16 protein-coding genes are annotated in these 20,981 nt (G+C 43.8%); 7 read left to right on the top strand and 9 right to left on the bottom strand.

The features are described 5' to 3' along the window. The first annotated feature begins 271 nt into the window (after positions 1–271). The 6 genes from HUW51_RS14330 to HUW51_RS14305 all read left to right on the top strand — a co-directional run bounded on the left by HUW51_RS14330 (position 272) and on the right by HUW51_RS14305 (position 9,975). Positions 272–3,226 (top strand): glycoside hydrolase family 3 N-terminal domain-containing protein, encoded by a 2,955-nt coding sequence (locus HUW51_RS14330; protein WP_185270323.1) that lies wholly within the window; start codon positions 272–274, stop codon positions 3,224–3,226. Positions 3,227–3,456: 230 nt separating this feature from the next. Further along, positions 3,457–4,605 (top strand): N-acetyl-alpha-D-glucosaminyl L-malate synthase BshA, encoded by a 1,149-nt coding sequence (bshA, locus tag HUW51_RS14325; protein ID WP_185270322.1) that lies wholly within the window; start codon positions 3,457–3,459, stop codon positions 4,603–4,605. 188 nt (positions 4,606–4,793) lie between these two features. Beyond that, positions 4,794–5,252 (top strand): hypothetical protein, encoded by a 459-nt coding sequence (locus tag HUW51_RS14320; RefSeq protein WP_185270321.1) that lies wholly within the window; start codon positions 4,794–4,796, stop codon positions 5,250–5,252. A gap of 183 nt (positions 5,253–5,435) precedes the next feature. Further along, positions 5,436–6,578 (top strand): SGNH/GDSL hydrolase family protein, encoded by a 1,143-nt coding sequence (locus HUW51_RS14315; protein ID WP_185270320.1) that lies wholly within the window; start codon positions 5,436–5,438, stop codon positions 6,576–6,578. 227 nt (positions 6,579–6,805) lie between these two features. Next, complete coding sequence (gene serA / locus HUW51_RS14310; protein ID WP_185270319.1) at positions 6,806–8,698, top strand: phosphoglycerate dehydrogenase; 1,893 nt, start codon at positions 6,806–6,808, stop codon at positions 8,696–8,698. A 188-nt stretch (positions 8,699–8,886) separates the two neighbouring features. Continuing rightward, the gene (locus HUW51_RS14305; protein ID WP_185270318.1) at positions 8,887–9,975 is read left to right on the top strand and encodes an aminotransferase class V-fold PLP-dependent enzyme; all 1,089 of its coding nucleotides are present in this window, start codon (positions 8,887–8,889) and stop codon (positions 9,973–9,975) included. Between the two features lie 416 nt (positions 9,976–10,391). Here the strand turns inward: HUW51_RS14305 and HUW51_RS14300 are convergent, their stop codons facing one another. Further along, positions 10,392–10,916, bottom strand: a complete 525-nt coding sequence (locus HUW51_RS14300) for a DUF7935 family protein (RefSeq protein ID WP_185270317.1) — start codon at positions 10,914–10,916, stop codon at positions 10,392–10,394. Between the two features lie 148 nt (positions 10,917–11,064). On the opposite strand from HUW51_RS14300, the gene HUW51_RS14295 reads away from it, so the two are divergent. Continuing rightward, on the top strand, positions 11,065–11,418 hold the full coding sequence (locus HUW51_RS14295; protein WP_185270316.1) for a HesB/IscA family protein: 354 nt from the start codon (positions 11,065–11,067) through the stop codon (positions 11,416–11,418). A 963-nt stretch (positions 11,419–12,381) separates the two neighbouring features. Here the strand turns inward: HUW51_RS14295 and HUW51_RS14290 are convergent. From HUW51_RS14290 to hpt, 8 genes are all read right to left on the bottom strand, one after another. Further along, entirely contained in the window at positions 12,382–13,242 is an 861-nt protein-coding gene (locus HUW51_RS14290) for a bestrophin family protein (protein ID WP_185270315.1), read from the bottom strand. 58 nt (positions 13,243–13,300) lie between these two features. Beyond that, positions 13,301–14,596 carry an ABC transporter permease gene (locus tag HUW51_RS14285; protein ID WP_185270314.1) on the bottom strand — a complete coding sequence of 432 codons (1,296 nt, stop codon included), beginning with the start codon at positions 14,594–14,596 and terminating at the stop codon, positions 13,301–13,303. Then, a complete protein-coding gene (locus HUW51_RS14280; protein ID WP_185270313.1) occupies positions 14,589–15,500 on the bottom strand; it encodes an ABC transporter ATP-binding protein in 912 nt (303 codons plus the stop codon). The genes HUW51_RS14285 and HUW51_RS14280 overlap by 8 nt, the downstream gene beginning before the upstream one ends. A 756-nt stretch (positions 15,501–16,256) precedes the next feature. Next, positions 16,257–17,402: a molecular chaperone DnaJ gene (dnaJ, locus tag HUW51_RS14275; protein WP_185270312.1), complete on the bottom strand. Its 1,146-nt coding sequence runs from the start codon at positions 17,400–17,402 to the stop codon at positions 16,257–16,259. A gap of 3 nt (positions 17,403–17,405) precedes the next feature. Continuing rightward, a complete protein-coding gene (locus tag HUW51_RS14270) occupies positions 17,406–17,984 on the bottom strand; it encodes a nucleotide exchange factor GrpE (RefSeq protein WP_185270311.1) in 579 nt (192 codons plus the stop codon). A 151-nt stretch (positions 17,985–18,135) separates the two neighbouring features. After that, positions 18,136–19,131 carry a GTPase ObgE gene (obgE, locus tag HUW51_RS14265; protein ID WP_185270310.1) on the bottom strand — a complete coding sequence of 332 codons (996 nt, stop codon included), beginning with the start codon at positions 19,129–19,131 and terminating at the stop codon, positions 18,136–18,138. Between the two features lie 369 nt (positions 19,132–19,500). Continuing rightward, positions 19,501–20,091 (bottom strand): adenylate kinase, encoded by a 591-nt coding sequence (locus tag HUW51_RS14260; protein ID WP_185270309.1) that lies wholly within the window; start codon positions 20,089–20,091, stop codon positions 19,501–19,503. Between the two features lie 99 nt (positions 20,092–20,190). After that, a complete protein-coding gene (gene hpt, locus HUW51_RS14255; RefSeq protein WP_185270308.1) occupies positions 20,191–20,736 on the bottom strand; it encodes a hypoxanthine phosphoribosyltransferase in 546 nt (181 codons plus the stop codon). Positions 20,737–20,981: the final 245 nt, after the last annotated feature.

Genomic DNA, 20,981 nt, shown 5'->3' with positions numbered 1-20,981 from the left:
AAAAAATAATAGTATTATTACAAACGAAATGTTGGGTTCTGCGTTTTGTTTTTGTTTCGAGCGGTGTAATCAGGTTGTAATAAAATAAATTTTTCGGTCGGAAGTTAAAACTATACAGATAGGAGCCGAAATGAAAAAGATTGATTTTATCGCTTAAACTAACTTCGGCAAGCCGGTGTTGTAGTAGCACGAACCCTGGAGTCGGAGTAAAATCTATTATTACAAAATTAGGTTTTATTCTGACCTATTCAAATATATAGTACCCGTACCCATGTGGAAGAATTTTTTATTTTTTTTAATAATTAGTGCATTTATAGGGTTAAGTTTAGTGGTATCGTCGTTTACCCCCACCGATGAGCCAACGGTTACAGAAGCAGAAAATAGCTGGGTAGATAGTGTTTTTACTTCCCTTACTTTTGAGCAGCGGTTAGGCCAGTTGTTTATGGTTACGGCCCTTTCTAACAAAGGCTCGGCGCACGTACAGCAAATAGAAAAATTAATTACCAATTATAACATCGGTGGCCTGATGTTTATGTATGGCACCCCTTACAAGCAAGCGGCCTTAACCAACCAATACCAAGCCCGTTCCCGGGTACCTTTACTCATTGCCATGGATGCCGAATGGGGCTTAAATATGCGCCTGGATAGCAGCATGCACTTTGCCAAACAAATGACCCTGGGTGCGATGGCCGATGAGCACTACGTGTATTTAATGGCCCAGGAAATTGCCCTTAACTTGCGCCGGCTGGGCGTACAGGTAAGTTTTTCGCCGGTACTGGATGTAAACAGTAATCCGCAAAACCCGGTTATTGGCAACCGCTCTTTTGGCGAATCTAAAGAACAGGTAAGCCGCCGGGGCATAGCTTATATAAAAGGTTTACAGGATAACGGCGTTATGGCCGTAGCAAAGCATTTTCCGGGCCACGGCGACACCGATACCGATTCCCATAAAGCTTTACCGGTCATTAACTCTGATTTAAAACGGCTTACTGAAGTAGATTTATACCCTTTTATGCAATCGTTTCAGGCGGGGCTTAAAGGCGTAATGGTGGGCCACCTGTACATGCCCCAGTTCGACTCCACCGAGAAAAAAGCCACTACCCTATCGCATAAACTGGTAACCGGTTTATTAAAGCAAAAAATGAACTACCAGGGCCTGGTTTTTACCGATGCCTTAAACATGAAAGGCGTGAGCCAGGGTTACAAACCCGGCCTGGTGGATGCCCAAGCCTTGCTGGCAGGTAACGATGTTTTGCTTTTTTCGGAGGATGTGCCTACTGCTATCGCCGAAATTAAAAATGCCATTAACCGCGGCGATATAACGCCCGCAGAAATTGATGCCCGCGTCCGGAAAATTTTGCACGCCAAATACTGGGCCGGCCTGAACCGTTACCAGCCGGTAAATCTGGCGCATTTAAAAGAAGAATTAAACCGCCCCCGGAGCCGGGCCGTGCAACACAAGCTCTACGAAAAATCAATTACCTTAGTAGCTAATCATGGGAACGTACTGCCTTTCCGGGAAGTAGATACCACCCGCTACGCGCACGTGAGCATTGGCATCCGGCCCGATAATCCCTTTACCGAAACCTTACAACACTATGCTCCTTTTGCCACCTATAACGTGCGGGAACGCTACGTACCCGATTCGGTGCTGATTAACTTACGTAAAAAGCTAGGCGGTTACGATGTGGTGGTAGTAAGTATCCACAGCCTCAACAGCACCTCGGTAAGCAATTACGGCATCGGCGAAAATACCCGGACATTTATTAAAAATTTACAAAAAGAAAACCCCCGCCAGAAAGTAGTGGTTTGCGTGCTGGGCAATGCGTATAGTTTAAAGTTTTTTGAAGGTAGCAAGTGGCTGGTTTGTGGTTACGAAGATAATCCGGTGGCGCAAAGCGTGATACCACAAGTGTTGTTCGGGGCGTTGCCCGCCCAAGGCAAATTACCCGTTACCGCATCAGCGGCTTTTCCGGCGGGGTTTGGTTTAGAAACAGCCAGTTTAAACCGTTTGCGCTACGATGTGCCCGAAAGCGTTGGCCTGGACTCTAACGTACTCACCGAAATTGACGACCTAGCCATGGAAGCCATCAACGAGAAGGCAACGCCCGGCTGCCAAATTTTAGTTGCCCGCGACGGCGCCATTGTTTTTAATAAATCTTACGGAAATTTTACTTACGAATCTGCTAACCCCGTTACGGCCAGCACGCTTTACGATATTGCTTCTATTACCAAAGTAGCCGCCACTTTGCAGGCTATTATGTATTTAAAAGATCAGGGTAAACTGGATTTAAACGAAAAACTTTCGCGGTACTTGCCCGAGGTAATTGGCACCAACAAGCAAAATTTACTTATTAAAGATATTTTATTGCACCAGGCCGGTCTGCAGCCGGGCATCCCCAACTGGCAAAAAACTATTACGGCACAACAGTTAAGCCCTACGTATTACGCCAGCGCCCAAACTACCATTTACCCCAACGAAGTAGTACCGGGCGTTTACTCTGTTAAAACCATGGAAGACTCTTTATGGTCCTGGACGGTGCATTCCCGGTTATTGCCAAAGAAAAAAGGCACGCCCAGCGAAATGAAGTACAGCGACCTGAGCTTTTATATATTAAAGCGGGTAGCCGAGCGGTTACTGCAACAACCCATCGACCAGTTTACCAGCCAGTATTTCTACAAACGATTAGGTTTGCATTCAATCACTTATAATCCGTTAACCATATTTTCAAAATCGCAGATTGCCCCTACCGAGTACGATAATTATTTCCGGAGAACTTTGGTTTGGGGAACGGTACACGACCAGGCCGCGGCTATGTTGGGCGGGGTGGCCGGGCATGCCGGCTTATTTAGTACGGCTACCGATTTAGCCGTGCTCATGGAAATGAACCGGCAGAACGGTAATTACGGAGGTATTTCTTATTTTAAAAGCCCGGTAGTAACGGAGTTTGCCCAGCAACAAAACCCAACTAACCGTCGGGGTCTAGGCTGGGATAAACCCGACCCGAGCGGCATAGGACCTACCAGCAATAAAGCTTCGGTTAATTCTTTTGGCCATACAGGCTTTACCGGCACCTGTGCCTGGGTAGACCCGGACCAAAAATTAGTTTACATCTTTTTATCTAATCGGGTATACCCCACCGCAGCTAATCAAAAACTATTAACCCACAGCTACCGCACCCGCATCCACGATGTGATTTACAAGGCTATCCTGACTAAATCGTAACAAATTTTTAGTTAATTCACCGGAAACAGAATAGCCCGATTATCTATTTTTTTAAATTTTAGCTTTATTTACGGGCAGTTATTCTCCCTTTAATCTACAGTGGCCGTAAAAAGAAATTAATTAATGTAATGGTTTATCTTGGTTTACCCAGGATAGCTTTATTTAAACCGAACATTTGTTTCGCTGGTTGGTTGTAGTACCAAATTTACTTTAACTCATTTTTTATTAACATGAATATCGGAGTTGTTTGTTACCCAACATTTGGTGGCAGCGGTGTAGTAGCCACCGAACTGGGGAACGCCTTGGCATTGCGGGGCCATAAAGTGCACTTTATTACTTACAGCCAACCCGTACGGCTCGATTTTTTTAGCGCTAATGTATTTTATCACGAAGTTAATATACCGTCGTACCCTTTATTTCAACATGCCCCTTATGAACTGGCGCTGGCCAGCAAAATGGTAGATATCGTGCAATTCGAAAAATTAGATATTCTGCACGTGCATTACGCCATTCCGCACGCCTCGGCTGCTTTTATGGCCAAGCAAATTTTAAAAACCAAGGGAATTAACATTCCGGTAGTTACTACTTTACACGGTACTGATATCACACTGGTCGGCAAAGACTCGTCTTACGAACCGGTGGTAACATTTAGCATCAACCAATCCGATGGCGTTACGGCAGTTTCGAATGACTTACGCCAGGAAACGTATAAATACTTTGCCATCGAAAAAGAAATTGTGGTTATCCCCAACTTTATTAATCTGGAACGTTTCCGGAAACAACATAAAGAACACTTCCGGGCGGCGATTGCGCCTTTCGGCGAAAAACTTTTGGTGCATACGTCTAACTTCCGGGGCGTGAAACGGGTGCAGGACGTTTTAAAAATATTTGATAAAGTACGCCGTAAAATACCCAGCAAACTGTTACTGGTCGGCGACGGGCCCGAACGCCAGAAAATGGAAAAACTGTGCCGGCAACTAAAAATTTGCGGCGATGTGCGGTTTTTAGGCAAACTCGATGCCGTAGAAGAAGTGTTATCGGTGTGCGATTTGTTTTTAATGCCTTCTGAGAAAGAAAGTTTTGGGTTAGCCGCGCTCGAAGCCATGGCCTGCGAAGTACCGGTTATATCTACCAACGCGGGCGGTATTCCGGAGTTAAACCTCGACGGCATTACCGGTTTTGTAAGTAACATCGGCGACGTAGACGACATGGTAAAAAATGCCTTGTACGTGCTGGACGATGCCAATCTACCGCAGTTCCGGGCCAATGCCCTAGCCCGAGCCCGCGAATTTGAAGTAGAAAAAATTGTACCCCGCTACGAAGAAGTTTACCAGAAGGCAATTAACGAACAACTCCAGGAAGTAACAACCACAGCTTAAAATGGTTAATCATACTGACCAAAGTATAACCTATATAAAAATCAAACTAAAAAGAGCAGCTCGAAGCCGCTCTTTTTAGTTTAAAATGCAACCACGCCTTTTACGTACTTAATCTTTACAGTTATAACAGGTGGTTAAGTGAAATAGTAGAGGGTAAATACCCGCGCTTAAAGAATTAAATTATTAAAATGAAAGCTACCACTTATTTATTCGTAATCCTGATTGCTTTTGGTGCGGCCACAAGCTGTAACGGGAATAATAAAGCAAAAAACCAGGCAACAGCAGCGCATGAGTCTGCTAAGCTCGATCAAAGCTCCTATGAGATTTTAGGCATAAAGGCTACCGCAGCCGTCGAAAATTATTACGTACTGCTTAAATCCGGAACAACCGACTCTGCCTCTCTCCAGGGTTTTGCTAATAAGTTTAAAAAAGAACATTGCACGAAATGCACTATCAATCTGTATGATGATCGGGAAGTGGAAAACCTGGTAACAAAAAATTCCCTGGAAGGCAATGATTACCTGCAAGTAGCAGATCATTTTGTAGCTAGCCTACCAGCCAGCTTGAACACCATTCAGATGTATCCGTTGCAGGATAGTAAATACAAAGAATTAGGCGGTAAAAACTGGAAGAAAAGCCCTTTATAAAACTTATTCTAATAAGTTAGCCTACCTGTTTCGGCATACCGCCTTAACCGGTTTATTTGAGATTACCAGAGGTTCGCCGCGTATCTGAACCAATTCATATACCTCAATAACCCGTAAGGTTTTTCAATTTAAGCAGCGGTTAAAGCCTGTTATTTGCTTTATAAAAAAGAAAAATTTAAAAAAATGAAGCAACTGGATGATGCTACGTTGCAAATAAAACAAAAACTGCTTGATAAAATAGCAGCTTATCCGCTGGATTTTAGCCCAACCGATTTTGCCTTATTAGTTAATCCGGAAACCCAATTAACTTTTACCGACTTACGCGAATTACTCTTGCGCATCTTTGATTTAAACGAAAATTCCCTGCAGCAAGAATCTAACTCTACTACCGGGGCTATAGGTTTATTAAACAAAATCAGTACGTATTTCCGGCAGCGGCAGTATTACCGATTAATCAAAAACGGCTTTCGCGATTTGTCTTGCCCCGAACGCAAAATTATTGTGGCGGAAGGCGATTCGTGGTTTCAGTTTCCTTTGATTATCAAAGACATTGTAGATTGGTTGCGCACCGACCCCAACTTTGCCGTTTACAGCATTGCTTACGGCGGCGATTGGTTTACCAATATTTTATATGACGAAAAATACGTGGAAGAACTTTCTATTCACCGGCCCGACGTATTTTTAATTAGTGGCGGCGGCAACGATTTACTCAGCGCCAACCGCCTGGCTATTATGGTGGATGCCGAAGCCAAAGGCCCGCTACGATCTGCAACCGAGCTGAAAAATTTATTGGCTCAGGAAACAGAGCAAGACAAAGCCGACATGCTGGTGGGTTATCGTTACCTCACCAAAGATTTTTATTCTTTTATCTGGTTGTTAAAGGCGCAGTATTACAAATTGTTTCAGGGAATATGCAGCTCCGGCAAATTCGACAAAATGCAGATTATTACCCAGGGTTATGATTATGCCTTCCCGACGTATAAATACCGCTGGCTGCAGTGGTACCGGCTACAGCCTTTATTAAACTGGCTAGCCGGCTCGGGCAAATGGCTAAAACGGCCGCTCATGATTAAAGGCATCCGGAATCAGGAAATTAGTCGGCAAATTATAAAAGCCCTTATTTTTGAAGTAAATCAGCTATTTATCGAATTAACCAGCCAGTTTACCAACGTATATCATGTTGATTGCCGCGGCACGGCTCCCCACTTCCACGATTGGTTCGATGAGCTGCATCTGCCTTCCGAAAAATACCGCCAAATTGCCCAGGCTTATCAAAAATGCATTGTTAATCCGCCAGCTAATAAAGTAGCAAAAGTAGTATCGTAATTTTTTCCTTATCTTTATACCGGTACTTTTTAAAATTACCAGCTAAATCTCATTTAAAAGAAGCTGGTTTTTCATCTTAAATTTTAAATTTTTTTTAAAAAAACTGGTTTAGAAGCAATAATAACACGCTGATTTCTAATTTTTAGAATAAAGCCATTTATCGTTTCTATAAACTGTAAAAATTTTTCAACTTTGGCTTCTCATATCATTCTATTCTCTTTTTTGCCATGATCAAAGATAAATTCTTCATTATAGATTTTGATAGTACGTTTACGCAGGTAGAAGCACTGGATGAACTGGGGGAAATTTCGCTGAAAGACTACGAAGATAAAGCGCAGATTTTAGAAGAAATTAAAAATTTGACTAACAGCGCTATGGATGGCCGTAGCTCATTTACCGAAGGTTTAACCCAGCGGTTGGTTTTATTAAAAGCCAATAAAAAGCATTTAACCCCGCTCATTGCCACGCTTAAAACCAAAGTATCGGATTCTATTCGCCGCAACAAAGATTTCTTTACCGCCTTCGCCGATCAAATCCTGATTGTTTCCAGCGGTTTTAAAGAATTTATTACCCCTATTGTTACGGAGTACGGCATTAAAGAAGAAAATATTTATGCCAATACGTTTGTGTACGACGAGAACGACAACATTGTGGGCTTCGATCAGGATAACGTGTTGTGCCGTGATAAAGGCAAGATAAAATTACTGGAAAATCTGGCGCTGCAAGGCGATGTGTACGTGCTCGGCGATGGCTACACCGATTACGAAATTAAAGAAGCTGGCTTAGCCAATAAGTTTTACGCCTTCACCGAAAATGTAGCCCGCGAAGCGGTAGTAGCCAAAGCAGAACATATTGCCCCGAGTTTCGATGAGTTTTTATACCAAAATAAACTCCCAATGGCTATTTCTTACCCGAAAAACCGGATCAGCGTATTGCTTCTGGAAAACATTCACCCGGAAGCCGTGCGTTTGTTTAAGCAGGAAGGCTACCAGGTAGAAATTATGAGCACGGCTTTAAACGAAGAGCAATTGTGCGAAAAAGTAAAGAACGTTTCTATCCTGGGCATCCGGTCTAAAACCCAGGTAACGCAAAAAGTAATCGAAAGTGCCAATAAATTAATGGCGGTAGGCGCCTTTTGCATTGGCACTAACCAGATTGATTTAAAAGCCTGTGCCAAAGCCGGCATTGCCGCGTTTAATGCACCTTACAGCAACACCCGCAGCGTGGTAGAACTGGCAATCGGCGAAATCATCATGCTGTCCCGCAATATTCCGACCAAGAGCGAGAAAATGCACCAGGGCAAATGGGATAAATCGGCGCATAATAGCTTTGAGGTGCGGGGTAAAAAACTGGGGATTGTGGGCTACGGCAACATTGGCTCGCAATTATCGGTACTGGCCGAAGCTATGGGCATGGAGGTGTACTACTACGACATGGTAGAAAAGCTCCAGTTAGGTAACGCAAAAAAATGTACTTCTTTAAAGCAATTATTAAGCATTGCCGATATTATAACGCTGCACGTAGATGGCCGCGCCAGCAACAAAAATTTATTTGGTCCGGCGGAGTTTGAGGCTATGAAAGATGGCGTTATTTTCCTGAATTTGAGCCGCGGCCATTTAGTAGATATTCCGAGCCTGGTAAAAAATATAAAATCAGGCAAAATCATTGGCGCTGCCGTAGACGTGTTTCCGTACGAACCGGCCAACAACGCCGAAGAGTTTGTAAACGAGCTGCGTGGTTTACCCAACGTAATCTTAACACCGCACATTGGCGGTAGTACCTCCGAAGCCCAGGCCAACATTGCCAACTTTGTGCCGAATCGGATTATGGAGTACATTAACACCGGCAATACCTACCAAAGCGTTAACTTCCCGAACATTCAGTTACCCGAATTAAACAATGCGCACCGTCTTATTCACGTGCACGACAACGTACCGGGTGTGTTAGCGAACATCAATAACGTACTAGCCAGCCACCATGTGAATATCCTGGGCCAATACTTAAAAACCAACGAAAACATCGGCTACGTTATCACCGACATCGACAAAGCCTACGATAAAAACCTGATCGGCGACCTCCGCAGCATCGCCAACACCATTAAATTCCGGGTGCTATATTAATGAGTTGAAAGGTTGGAAAGTTGAAAAGTTAGAAGATTTGAAAGTTGAAAAATTTAAAAATTTTGGTAAGGACTTATGGTGTGATTTATATTTAGAGTCCACCTTGTAACCTTTCAACTTTCTAACCTTGTAAACTTTAAGCTGTCTAACTTTCCAACTTTTCAACCTTTCAACTTTCCAACTACAAAATGAACAACAAAATATACTTTACGCCGGGGCCTTCGGAATTGTATCCGACCGTAGCGGCGCATCTGGCTACGGCCATGGCTAACAAGGTTGGTTCTATTTCGCACCGGAGTCAGCAGTTTAAAGATATTTACGCGCACGCGGTAACCGGATTGCGCCAATTGCTGCAATTACCGGATAATTGGGATATTTTGTTTGTGGCCTCGGCAAACGAAGTGTGGGAACGCGCCATTCAGAATAACGTGGAGCGCAAAAGTTTTCATTTGGTAAATGGGTCTTTTTCGAAACGTTTTTACGAGATTTCCCTGGAATTAGGCCGCCAGGCTACCAAACACGAAGTAGCTTTCGGTGAAGGCTTTTCTATCGATGACTTAGATATTCCGGCTTCGACTGAGCTAATGGCCGTGGTGCAAAACGAAACCAGTTCCGGGGTAAGCACGCCGGTTACAGAAATAAATAAACTACGTACCAAATTAAACCCGGAAACCTTAATTTACGTGGACGCGGTTTCTTCCACGCCTTACCCTAACTTTGATTATAACCAGATAGATTCGGTTTATTTTTCGGTGCAGAAAGGCATGGGCTTGCCGGCTGGTTTAGGCATTTGGTTAGTGAACGGCCGGTGCGTTGCCAAAGCCGAAAATTTAAAAAATAAAGGCTTATCGCTGGGTTCGTACCACAGCATTCCGGCCTTACTCAGCAAAGCCCGGGCTTTCCAGAACCCCGAAACGCCTAACGTGCTGGCTATTTACCTGTTGGGTAAAGTAGTAGAAGAAATGAACCACCATGGTATCGCCACCATCCGGCAGGAAACAGAAACGAAAGCAAAACTTATTTACGATTACCTGGCTACCAGCCAAACTTTCAGCGCGGCGGTAACTAATCCGGCGCAACAATCCCAAACAACGATTATTGCCAATACCAAAATTTCATCCGCGGAAGTAATAAAAAAATTGGCGCCTTTTGATATGGTAGTGGGCAGCGGTTACGGCAGTTACAAAGACACCCAAATCCGGATTGCTAACTTTCCGGCGCACTCCGTGGCGCAAGTGCAAGCGCTGGTTTATAAGCTACAAGAGCTTTTTAACTAGCAACGACTAAGTAAAAGTAAAAACAAAGCCGGTAAGTATTCGCTTGCCGGCTTTGTTTTTATAAAATAATAGGTCTTTGGAAAAAAGCTGTTTGTGAAGACACAAACAGCGGTACCAGAAGCCGACAGCATCAGCCTTTGCCCGTGTGTACATCATTGCCGCCTGACTAAATCTATTATCTGGTTTAGGTTTAACGAAGTGTAACCTGAACCTACAAATCAATGCCTGTTTTCAACTGGCCGGAAGTTGAAAACTTCCTCCTATTATAACCCACCAGCTACAAGCTGGCAGGAAGAAAGAAAGGGCACCCACAGCTACAAGCTGGCGAAAGCAAAGAGGTATTGTTTCTCCCTTGTCCATCGCTTGCCTGCAATTATACCTTCCCTTAAAATAAATTTATGTGAAAATTTAAAAATTTAAAAAATCTGATTTATTTCCCGCTTAATAAAAGTTAAGGCAGGCGTGGTAGGATCGCTGTTTTGGGCAATTACAGTTTCCAGTATCCGCTTAGCTAAGTCAGTTCCTTTGGCATTTTCAGGCAGCTCATGAAAAGCTTTGTTTACCATGGTAACTACGTCTTCTTTGGCTTGTTTTACGTGTTCCCAGGCCGCCTCGCTCATATATACCTGCTGCGACACATTATGGCTAAACTCACTTCTAATTTCGGCCAGCAGCGTGTACTGAAATTCCACCGCATTTTGCCCGGCCGGACTCACCCGGATTAATAGATTACTCGGGGCAATGCGCTCCAGCAACAAACAAATCCGTTCGTAAGCCTGCAACCGGATGGGTAAAACAATGTCGGTATTTTTTAAGCGTATATCTAAAACGCGGCGCTGGGTTTCTTTGTCGAGGTATGCTTTTATTACCAGATACATGCTCAGAAGAACTATAGCCGCGGGAACGATTGCCATTAAAAAATTAAGAATGTACTCCTGCATAGTTTGTTTTTGTTTTCTTAGTTCCGGCCCAATTACCTAAATACCGGAATCATTTGTTTAAGCTACCTGTTACTTGTTTATATTGGTTGTGCAAAACAATAATAGGGAATATTAGTTATTTTTGAGAATAAATTATTAAACGACTTTTATGGCAACTTCCACTTTAAATAAAATTGCACCCATTACCATTACTCCCAAAGCTTTAGCCGAAATAAAAGCCATTATGCAGGATAAAAACGTACCAACCGATTATGGGTTGCGCGTGGGCGTACAAGGCGGGGGCTGCTCCGGCATGTCGTACTTATTAGGTTTTGATAAAAAGAAGGATGGCGACGAAGCGTACGAGATAGATGGCATTCAGTTGATCATGGATAAAAAACACGGCATGTACGTAATGGGCATGCAGATTGACTTCCAGGACGGCCTGAACGCCCGCGGATTTACCTTTAACAACCCGCAAGCCACCAGCACCTGCGGTTGCGGCAGTTCTTTTTCTTCTTAATCTTAGATGAAGCGTTACACATTTCACTGAAAAGCCACCAGAAGGTGGCTTTTTGTTTGGCACATTTTTAAAAATTAAAATTTTATTTCATTTCTAACGTACTTACTTGGAGCCTTTTCAAGTCTCCAAGCTCAGGTGCTGTCTAGTTTGATAAGTACCCAGTTTGCCTCGTGGCCGGCGGGCCTCTAAACCCCTCCGCCTACGGCACCTCCCCTAAAAACAGGGGAGGAAATGCCGCCATTCATTTTCCTCGACTGCGTCTGCGGAATTTTGCTCCGCAAAACCGGAACCCTAGCAGGTGCTCAACAGCCAAACTGGTATCTTTGCACTTAGCTACGACTTTTACTTATAAATTATTATTAAATTGTATAAAGCGGAATTCTTTAGTATCTGCTATTAGGAGAAGCAGAACCAGGAAGTTTAATTCCATTAACTCTTATAATTATTAGCCGCCACTTATATTTATTTTTCTTCTCTTTTGATTATATAAAATGTGAAAGAAAAGCTGGAGCTAAGCGCCACTGATACCAGTTTGGCTCTAGAGGGCCTTCTAAGATTCCGGTGTGACGAATAGCCACATTTCGCAGCGTAGAATAAAAGTAGAAATAACGGCATCTCCTCCCCTGTTTTTAGGGGAGGTCCCGCAGGGGGAGGGGTTTAGAAGCCCGTCGGCCATGAGGCAAACTGGTTACTTTTCAAGCTAGACAGCACCTGAGCTTGGAGACTTGAAAAGGCTCCAAGTAAGTACGATAAAATAACCTTCGGCTTAATATTTTAAAAACATATTACTAAAACTTCCATTTAACAGCTTATTTAAAGCCAATGCGGGTTCCGGCTTTTAGCCAGAGTAAAGTCGGATACTTTACCATGTAGGTAGGCACAAGTTTGAAAACTTGCGCCAGAAAAGGGAGATTTGACAAGCACAAAAAATTCTTCAGCTAGCAGCGAAACTTAAATCAGATATTAAGCTAATAACTCGCTTACGTGTTTCCGAATGTTAAAGCAAATCTGATCGATGGGCAAATCGTTGGCATCAGTGCCAAATGGGTTTTCAATTTCTTCGGCAATCAGCTCTAAACTGGCTAAGGCATATAAAATTAAACCCACCACGGGCACAATGTAATACCCCAAACTAAACACCCAGCCAAATGGCAAAGTCATGACGTAAAAGAAAATAAATTTTTTAATAAATACGCTGTAAGTAAACGGAATGGGCGTGTTTTTAATGCGTTCACAAGCGCCGCAGTACTCCGTAAATGTTTTTACCTCCTCGTTTAAAATCCACAACTGAGCATCGGTTATTTTGTTTTTTTTAAATAAATCATGAACCCGTTGGTACATGCTGGCAGCAATTTGATTGGGAATATGTTTGCCCGGTTTTAAATCCAGCACCGGATCTAGTTCGTGGTAATCTTCGTTTTCACGAAGTAAGTTTCTTAAAGCGTAAGCGTAATTCGGAATGGTTTTCCGGAAGAATTGCTTATCGCTTTCGTCGGTAACAAAAGCCTCTAGTTTAATAGCTAAGTTCCGGGAACTGTTAGTTAAGCCGCCCCAGATTTTACGCCCTTCCCACCAGCGGTCGTAGGCGGTGTTGGTCCGGAAAACGAGCAGCAACGAAATGACAAAACCCAGTACATTGTGCATCATGCCCACATTGCGCAAGTTCTGCGAATCGTTTACGCTGATAAAATTAATCTCGACGTAAGCAATGGCAGCCGAATAAACGCTAACTGCCAGCATTAAAGGCAACAATTTCCGGAAAGTATCGGCCCGGGAAAACCGGAAGATAAAAGTAAACCAGTCTTTGGGATTGTAATTAATCAAAATTTAAAAAATTGAAGTTAAATAAAGGTGAACTGTCGGCTCTTTTAAAAAATAGCAGCTAATAAAACAACCATTTAGATAATTCGCGGTACGTTGGTTTTTTGCCGTACAACAAAATACCTACCCGGTAAATGCGGGCGGCAACCCAGGTGGTGCAAACAAAGCCCAATATCAGTAACAGCATCGATAGTACAATTTGCCAGCCCGGTACGCCAAAAGGCAGGCGCAGCATCATGGCAATAGGCGAGGTAAACGGAATCATCGACATCCAGAAAGCCACCGGACCATCCGGATTTTTAATAATAACCGTTTGCGCCACAATAAACGACAGCACCAGCGGAATGGTAATGGGCAGCATAAATTGTTGCGTATCGGTTTCGTTATCTACCGCCGAACCTACGGCCCCAAACAAAGCGCCGTATAACAAATAGCCCCCTAAAAAGTAAAACACAAAACAAACCAAAAGTTTCGGGATATTCAGGTTATCCAGGGCGGTAAGCATGTTGTTCATTTCCCTGGCCTGCTCCGGGTCTTTGCTTTCTTTCAAAGTTTCGGTAATCCGGTCGTTCGAGAAACGGTCTACCTCAAAACTCGACGAAACCGCCGCCGTAACCGCCGACGACAGAATAATCCAAAGTAGAAACTGGGTGAGCCCCACCGCCGCAATACCAATAATTTTACCCGCCATTAACTGAAATGGCTTCACCGACGAAATAATAACTTCGACAATGCGGTTAGTTTTTTCTTCGATTACGCCCCGCATAATCTGCACGCCGTAAATAAAGATAAACATGTAAATTAGAATAGCGCCCAGGTAACCGGCAGCCGTGGTAACCATGGCATTGTTGCTTTGCTCGCCGCTATCGCTTAGGTTGGTGGTGCTTATATCTACGTCGGTTTTCATTTTATCCAGCACCTCCCGGTCAATGCCCGACTGCTTAAACTTTAAGGTTTCTACTTCTTTTTTTAAAATATTTTCTAATTGCACCAGCTTGGTAATGCCCAGGTTCGTTTTTGAATAAAGCCGGATACCGTCGGGTTTTTCTAAATTTAGTTTCGGGATGTACAACAAAGCCGTATAATCGGTTTTTAAAAAAGCCGCTTTTTGAATTTCTAAAGGCCCGCTCACCTGGATAAACTTTGTTTCGGCATTATCTTTAAAGGCATTGGCAAACAAACCGCTTTCGTCGAGCACTTCGATGGTATCGGTGGTATCGGATACGGTGGCTAACCAGATGGGCACTACCATAATAGAAGCCAGCAAGATAGGCCCCAGCAAGGTCATGATGATAAAACTTTTTTTCCGGACCCGTACCAGGTATTCGCGTTGAATAATAAGCCAGATTTTATGCATCCTGATTTTCTTTTACTTGTTTAATAAAGATATCGTTAATACTGGGTACCAGTTCCTGCAAAGCGTGAATTTCTACCCGGTCGATTAAATAACGCAGCAAATGGTTGGGTGTAACGTCGTGCAGCAGTTGTATTTTGGCCCGGAAAAAGTCGCCGGTTTGTTTTTGCTCTATCACCTTAAAATCGGGCGATAGCACCATCAGCCGCCCTTTGCCTTCTATTAAGTACGTGTTGGATTTGTAGGCATTTTTAATTTCCTGCACCGGTCCGTTTAAAATCATGCGCGACCGGTTAATTAAAGCAATATGGTCGCACAATTCTTCCACAGACTCCATGCGGTGCGTCGAAAAAATAATGGTAGAACCCGCTTCGCGGAGCGCCAGAATTTCGTCTTTAATTACGGTAGCATTAATCGGGTCGAAGCCCGAAAAAGGTTCGTCCAGAATAATTAACTCGGGTTGGTGCATTACGGTAGCAATAAACTGTACCTTTTGCTGCATGCCTTTCGATAAATCTTCGATGGTTTTACTTAGCCACGAGCGGATTTCCAGTTTATCTACCCATTTTTTAATTTTTTCGGTAGCTTCGCTTTTAGATAAACCTTTTAGCTGCGCCAGGTAGAGCAACTGCTCCCCTACTTTCATTTTTTTATACAAACCCCGTTCTTCCGGCAAATAACCCATCGACCGGATGTGGTTGGGATGCAAGGGCTGGTCTTTAAAGTAAATCTGGCCGGTGTCGGCTCCGGTAATTTGGGTTATAATCCGGATAAGGGACGTTTTACCGGCTCCGTTAGGCCCTAATAAGCCAAAAATACAACCAGTTGGTATGCTGAAAGTAATATCCTGTAAGGCCAGATGGTTCGCGTACTTTTTACTTACTCCGTCAATTTTAAGTATGCTCAAGGCGGTAGGTTTTATTTTCAAATTTAGGCTTTCCCGTTGGATACACAAGGTTTCAGCGCCATTGAACTTAAATTATCTTGGGAACTGGTTCTCTTTTTCAAGCCATTTACTGTCGGAAATTTTCCATCTCTTCTGGTGCAAGTTTTCAAACTTGTACCTACCTTTAAGGTAAAGTCTGTGACTTTACTCCGGCTTTTAGCCGGAACCCTGATCGGCTTTGGCAAACTGCTAAAAAGTTAATTTTTAAAAATTCACTATTCTACCAAACTTACTTGGAGCCGGTTCCAGTCTCCATATACAGGTTCCATCTTATTAGATACGGCTGCGTTTGCCTCATGGCCGGCGGGCCTCGTCCATCCCTGGTTCAGGCTGGTGATCTTTCCTTTCCTCGTATCTCGGAATGCTGCGCACCGGAAAGCTCAAAGGCCTTCACCAGGGATGGACTGAAATCAATTTTTTAAATTTTTAAAATTTTACTTTTTTTGAAATGGGCTGTTATACATGGAATTTGTATTTAAATCTAAGGCAACACGGCAATATTTTATCCTTATGTCCAACCAGTTTTGCTTCCAGAGCCAAAGAGGAAAACTCTCAATAGCATCTCATTTTTAAATTCTTCCTGCTATTTCAAAATACAGCACAAAATAAAATGCATAAAAAAGCCTCTTCTTTATTCAGAAGAGGCTTTCATTAACTTTAATCTTTGCAGATCTTAATAATCTGCGTAATCCTGTTAATCCGTGAAAATCCGCGATCTTATTGGAAGTATTCTTTCATTTTCTCGAAGAAGCCTTTTTCGTTTTTACCGGGGTTAGGCACAAAGTTATCGGAGCTGCGCAGTTTTTCTAAAATCTGACGTTCGTCGCTGGTTACGTTTTTGGGCGTCCAAACGTTAATGTGGATCAACTGATCGCCTTTGCCGTAACCGTTAATGTCTTTAATACCTTTACCGCGTAAGCGCAAAATTTTGCCACCCTGGGTACCCGGGTCAATTTTAATTTTTACTTTTCCTTCAATGGTAGGCACTTCAATGTTGGCTCCCAAAACAGCATCCACAAAACTGATGTATTGCTCAAATACCACGTTGTTGCCCTCGCGTTTCAGCAATGGATGAGCTTCTTCTTCAATCTGAATAAGCAAATCACCGGCAATGCCGCCGCGTTGCGGTACGTTCCCTTTGCCACTCATCGAAAGTTGCATGCCATCACCCACACCGGCTGGTACGTTAATCGCAATTACTTCTTCTTTTAACTCGCGGCCTTCGCCGTGGCACACATCGCAGTTCTGGCTTACTTTCTGGCCTTCACCATCGCACACGGGGCAGGTCGATGTAGATACCATCTGGCCCAGCATGGTGTTCACTACTTTTTTTACCTGGCCGGTTCCCTGGCAACCGCTACAGGTTTGCAGCGCGGTACCATTTTTAGAGCCGTTACCGCCGCAAGCATTACAAGCTACGTAGCGTTTTACTTTTATCTTTTTCTCAACGCCGTTGGCAATTTCTTCGAGGTCGAGTTTTAGTTTAATGCGCAGGTTAGTACCTTTCCGTACCCGGCGCCCACCCGAGCGTCCACCACCAAAGAACGAATCAAACGGGCTGCCACCGCCATTGCCAAAAATATCGCCGAACTGGGAGAAAATATCTTCCATGTTCATGTGGCCGTAACCACCGTTGCCATTTACGCCCTGGTGGCCGTATTGGTCGTATCGACCCCGTTTTTCCTGATCGCTCAGTACTTCATAGGCTTCGGCGGCTTCTTTAAATTTGTCTTCGGCCGTAGGATCATCCGGGTTTTTATCCGGGTGAAATTTAATAGCAATTTTGCGGTACGCTTTTTTAATTTCGTCGGCACTGGCGCTTTTGCTAACTCCTAATACCTCGTAATAATCTCTCTTAGCCATGGCCTATGCTCCTATAATAACTTTCGCGAAGCGAATTACTTTATCGTTCAGGTAATATCCTTTTTCTACCTGGTCTATAACTTTACCTTTTTGGGTTTCGTCGGGGGCCGGAATCTGGGTAATGGCTTCGTGCAGGTCGGCATCAAAAGTTTGCCCTACGGCTTCCATCGGCTTTAATCCTTTTTGCTGCATAATCGATTGCAGCTTATTATAAATTAAATCTACCCCGGCTTTCACGCCTTCTACATCCTGGGCCGTTTCCATCGCCTGACGGGCCCGGTCAAAATCGTCCAGTACCGGCAGCAAGGCCACCATCATTTCCTGGTTGGCGGTTTTTAATAAATCCAACCGTTCTTTCGAAGTCCGGCGTTTATAATTATCAAATTCCGAATACAAACGCAGGTACTTATCTTTTAAATCATTCAGTTCTGCTTCTGCTTTACTGCTCTGGCCATTTTCTTCTACCTTTTCCTCTTCGGCAGGCGTATCGGGCTGGGCAGAGTTGGTATCTTCCGGTAAACCAGCTTCGGTTACATTCTCAAATTCTTCGGCTTCGTGGTTCGTATTTTTATCCGCTGACATAGCTTATATTATTCTTCCTGTTGTGTTTGAAGGGAAGGTATCAATTTATTTGCCAAAGCCATATCGTGACAAACTGGCACATTGTACACCTTTAATTCCCTTCTGTTAAATGAAAATTTATCTTTTTTAATTCCGTATAAAAATTAAAAATTTAGCTGGCCGTTAAGACTTGCCAAATCATATCTTTTAAAACCTGAATATTTTTCTGGGTAATGCTGGAAATAAATACCGAAGGCACATTGGCCGGCAGCGTAGCCCGGATTTCGTTTTCCAGTTCTTCGTCCAGCAAATCCGATTTGGTAACGGCCAGCAAACGTTTTTTCTCCAGCAGCTCCGGATTGTAGGTTTCCAGTTCGTTCAGCAGAATCTGGTATTCGTTAGCAATGTCGGCGCTTTCGGCCGAAATCATGAATAACAAGATGGAGTTACGCTCGATGTGCCGCAAAAACCGCAAGCCCAAGCCCTTCCCTTCCGAAGCGCCTTCAATAATCCCCGGTATATCGGCCATCACAAACGATTTATAATCGCGGTAGGCCACTACGCCCAAATTAGGCACCAGCGTAGTAAAAGGATAGTTAGCAATCTTAGGTTTCGCCGCCGAAACTACCGATAGTAAAGTAGATTTACCCGCGTTCGGGAAACCAACCAAACCCACATCGGCCAGCAGCTTTAATTCCAGAATCACCCATTCTTCCAGGCCGGGTTCGCCGGGTTGTGCGTAACGGGGCGTTTGGTTGGTGGGCGATTTAAAATGCGCGTTGCCTAAACCACCCCGGCCACCCGGCGTTAAAATAACGGTTTGGCCGTCTTCGGTAATTTCGGTTTTAACTTCGCCGGTTTCGGCATCGCGGGCAATGGTGCCAATGGGTACTTCCAGAATAACATCGTCGCCGTTGGCGCCGGTAGAGGTGTCTTTACTACCGCCTTCGCCGTGTTTGGCAATTACGTGTTTCTGGTATTGCAGGTGCAGCAACGTCCAGAGTTGGGCATTACCCCGCAGAATAATATGGCCGCCGCGGCCGCCATCGCCCCCATCGGGTCCGCCTTTAGCATTTTTTTTATCCCGGAACAAATGTGAAGAACCTGGCCCGCCGTGTCCGGAACGGCAGCAGATTTTAACGTAATCAATAAAATTAGATGTAGCCACTAGTATGGGTTTAGTCCACGGTCCATGATCGATAGACCACGGCCATAGTTCGTAAGTTTAGAATTTTACAATTAGCTGTATTAGATTATAACAAATACCAGTAACTGCTTCGTTCTAAAAGTGGTTCAGTTAGTGCTTAATATTAAAATTAGGTTGCAGATTTTTTCACTTTTTTTAAAAAATCGGGTTAGCAGCGGCTTCACTTTTAGGCTACCAGCGAAATTTTAAAAGTAAGATCCTGTAAAATTCATCCTGGTAACCTAAAATAAGAGCTATACTTAACTGCTCTTCTCCCAAAGCAAATTGTAAAGTTCTGCAATTATAGTTGAACGATCACCTATGGTCTATCGACCATGGACTATCGTCTGTTTACGCTTTTAGCTGCGTAGCGTACGAATCAATGATATCGCAGATTTCGGTGAAAATTGCCTCGATTTCGCCGATGCCGTTAATAGCGTGGTATTTACCTTGGTTGGCGTAGTAGCCGGCTACCGGAGCAGTTTTGGTGTTGTACTCTTGTACCCGCTTTCTTACCAATTCCTCGTTTTGGTCGTCGGGGCGGCCGGAAGTTTGACCCCGCAGCAGCAGGCGTTTGGTTAGTTCTTCTTCGCTTACTTCCAGGGCAATCATGCCGCTGATGGCGGTATTGTTTTGATCCAGCAAAACATCCAGGCTTTCGGCTTGTTTTACCGTGCGCGGAAAACCGTCGAAGATAAAACCAACCGCATCTTTATTTTCTTTTAACTTAGAATCAATCATCCCGATTACCACTTCGTCGGGCACCAGCATTCCCTGATCCATGAGGCCTTTGGCCCGCAAGCCCAGCTCGGTGCCGGCCGCAATTTCGGAGCGGAGTAAATCACCGGTAGACAGGTGAATTAAATGGTAGGTATCAATTAATTTCTGACTTTGCGTTCCTTTGCCAGCGCCCGGAGGGCCGAATAAAACAATATTTAACATGCCTGAATTAAATTATTAAACTCAAAAGTACAAATAAAATTGATTACCAAAAGAAACACCGCACAGGAAACCCGATTCAGGAAGTAATTAACTACAAAATCAGGCTTCTTTTATTTTATACAAATGCCGCAAGTTGCGTCCTAAACCATTATAATCTAAGCCGTAACCCACCACAAAATCGTTCGGGATAGAAAGCGCCGCGTACTTTATCTGTAACTCGTGCTGCAAACAAGCGGGTTTTAAAAGCAAACTGGCAATTTCGATGGTAGCCGTTACATGGGTCTGCAGTTTCTCTAAAAGTTGGTGCACGGTATGGCCGGTATCCACAATATCTTCCAGAATAATCACGTCCCGGCCGGTCAGGTTTTCGTTCAGGCCCACTAATTCTTTCACGGAGCCGGTGCTTTGCGTGTTTTGGTACGAGGCTAATTTAACGAAGGAAATTTCGCAGGGAATACGCATTTCTTTCATTAAATCCGAAGCAAACATAAACGAGCCGTTTAATACCGCCAGAAAAAGCGGCGTTCGGCCGGCGTAATCCTGGTTAATGCGGGCGGCTAGCTTTTCAATAGCCAGTTTAATCTGGCTTTCCCGTAAATAAATTTCAAACTCTTTATCGTGCAGTTCAACAGTAGTCGCGCTCATTATTTAGTTGCAGGTTTCAGGTTGCAAGTTACAGGTTTTAGGTTGCAGGTTACAGGTTAGTGGTTTTCTTTATGTTTTCGGTTTGTTAAGCGATTATAAGAGCGGTTAATTTATAAAGCTGAAAATGAAAAAATTTAAAATACGCTTTAGTTGTGCTTAGAGTTAGCGCAGCGCTCTAAGTACCTTTTCGTGCGGCCAATCTCTGATTGGCGTTTATCGGAATTACTGGTCACGCCAATCAGAGA

This window comes from Adhaeribacter swui, assembly GCF_014217805.1.
GTDB classification, from domain to species: Bacteria; Bacteroidota; Bacteroidia; order Cytophagales; family Hymenobacteraceae; genus Adhaeribacter; species Adhaeribacter swui.
This window is presented reverse-complemented; position numbering and strand designations above follow the sequence as displayed.

Bases quoted from the DNA above. Each gene is read 5' to 3' on its own strand.
- HUW51_RS14330 (WP_185270323.1), top strand. From the start codon at position 272: ATGTGGAAGAATTTTTTATTTTTTTTAATAATTAGTGCATTTATAGGG.
- bshA (WP_185270322.1), top strand. From the start codon at position 3,457: ATGAATATCGGAGTTGTTTGTTACCCAACATTTGGTGGCAGCGGTGTA.
- HUW51_RS14320 (WP_185270321.1), top strand. From the start codon at position 4,794: ATGAAAGCTACCACTTATTTATTCGTAATCCTGATTGCTTTTGGTGCG.
- HUW51_RS14315 (WP_185270320.1), top strand. From the start codon at position 5,436: ATGAAGCAACTGGATGATGCTACGTTGCAAATAAAACAAAAACTGCTT.
- serA (WP_185270319.1), top strand. From the start codon at position 6,806: ATGATCAAAGATAAATTCTTCATTATAGATTTTGATAGTACGTTTACG.
- HUW51_RS14305 (WP_185270318.1), top strand. From the start codon at position 8,887: ATGAACAACAAAATATACTTTACGCCGGGGCCTTCGGAATTGTATCCG.
- HUW51_RS14300 (WP_185270317.1), bottom strand. From the start codon at position 10,916: ATGCAGGAGTACATTCTTAATTTTTTAATGGCAATCGTTCCCGCGGCT.
- HUW51_RS14295 (WP_185270316.1), top strand. From the start codon at position 11,065: ATGGCAACTTCCACTTTAAATAAAATTGCACCCATTACCATTACTCCC.
- HUW51_RS14285 (WP_185270314.1), bottom strand. From the start codon at position 14,596: ATGCATAAAATCTGGCTTATTATTCAACGCGAATACCTGGTACGGGTC.
- dnaJ (WP_185270312.1), bottom strand. From the start codon at position 17,402: ATGGCTAAGAGAGATTATTACGAGGTATTAGGAGTTAGCAAAAGCGCC.
- HUW51_RS14270 (WP_185270311.1), bottom strand. From the start codon at position 17,984: ATGTCAGCGGATAAAAATACGAACCACGAAGCCGAAGAATTTGAGAAT.
- HUW51_RS14260 (WP_185270309.1), bottom strand. From the start codon at position 20,091: ATGTTAAATATTGTTTTATTCGGCCCTCCGGGCGCTGGCAAAGGAACG.
- hpt (WP_185270308.1), bottom strand. From the start codon at position 20,736: ATGAGCGCGACTACTGTTGAACTGCACGATAAAGAGTTTGAAATTTAT.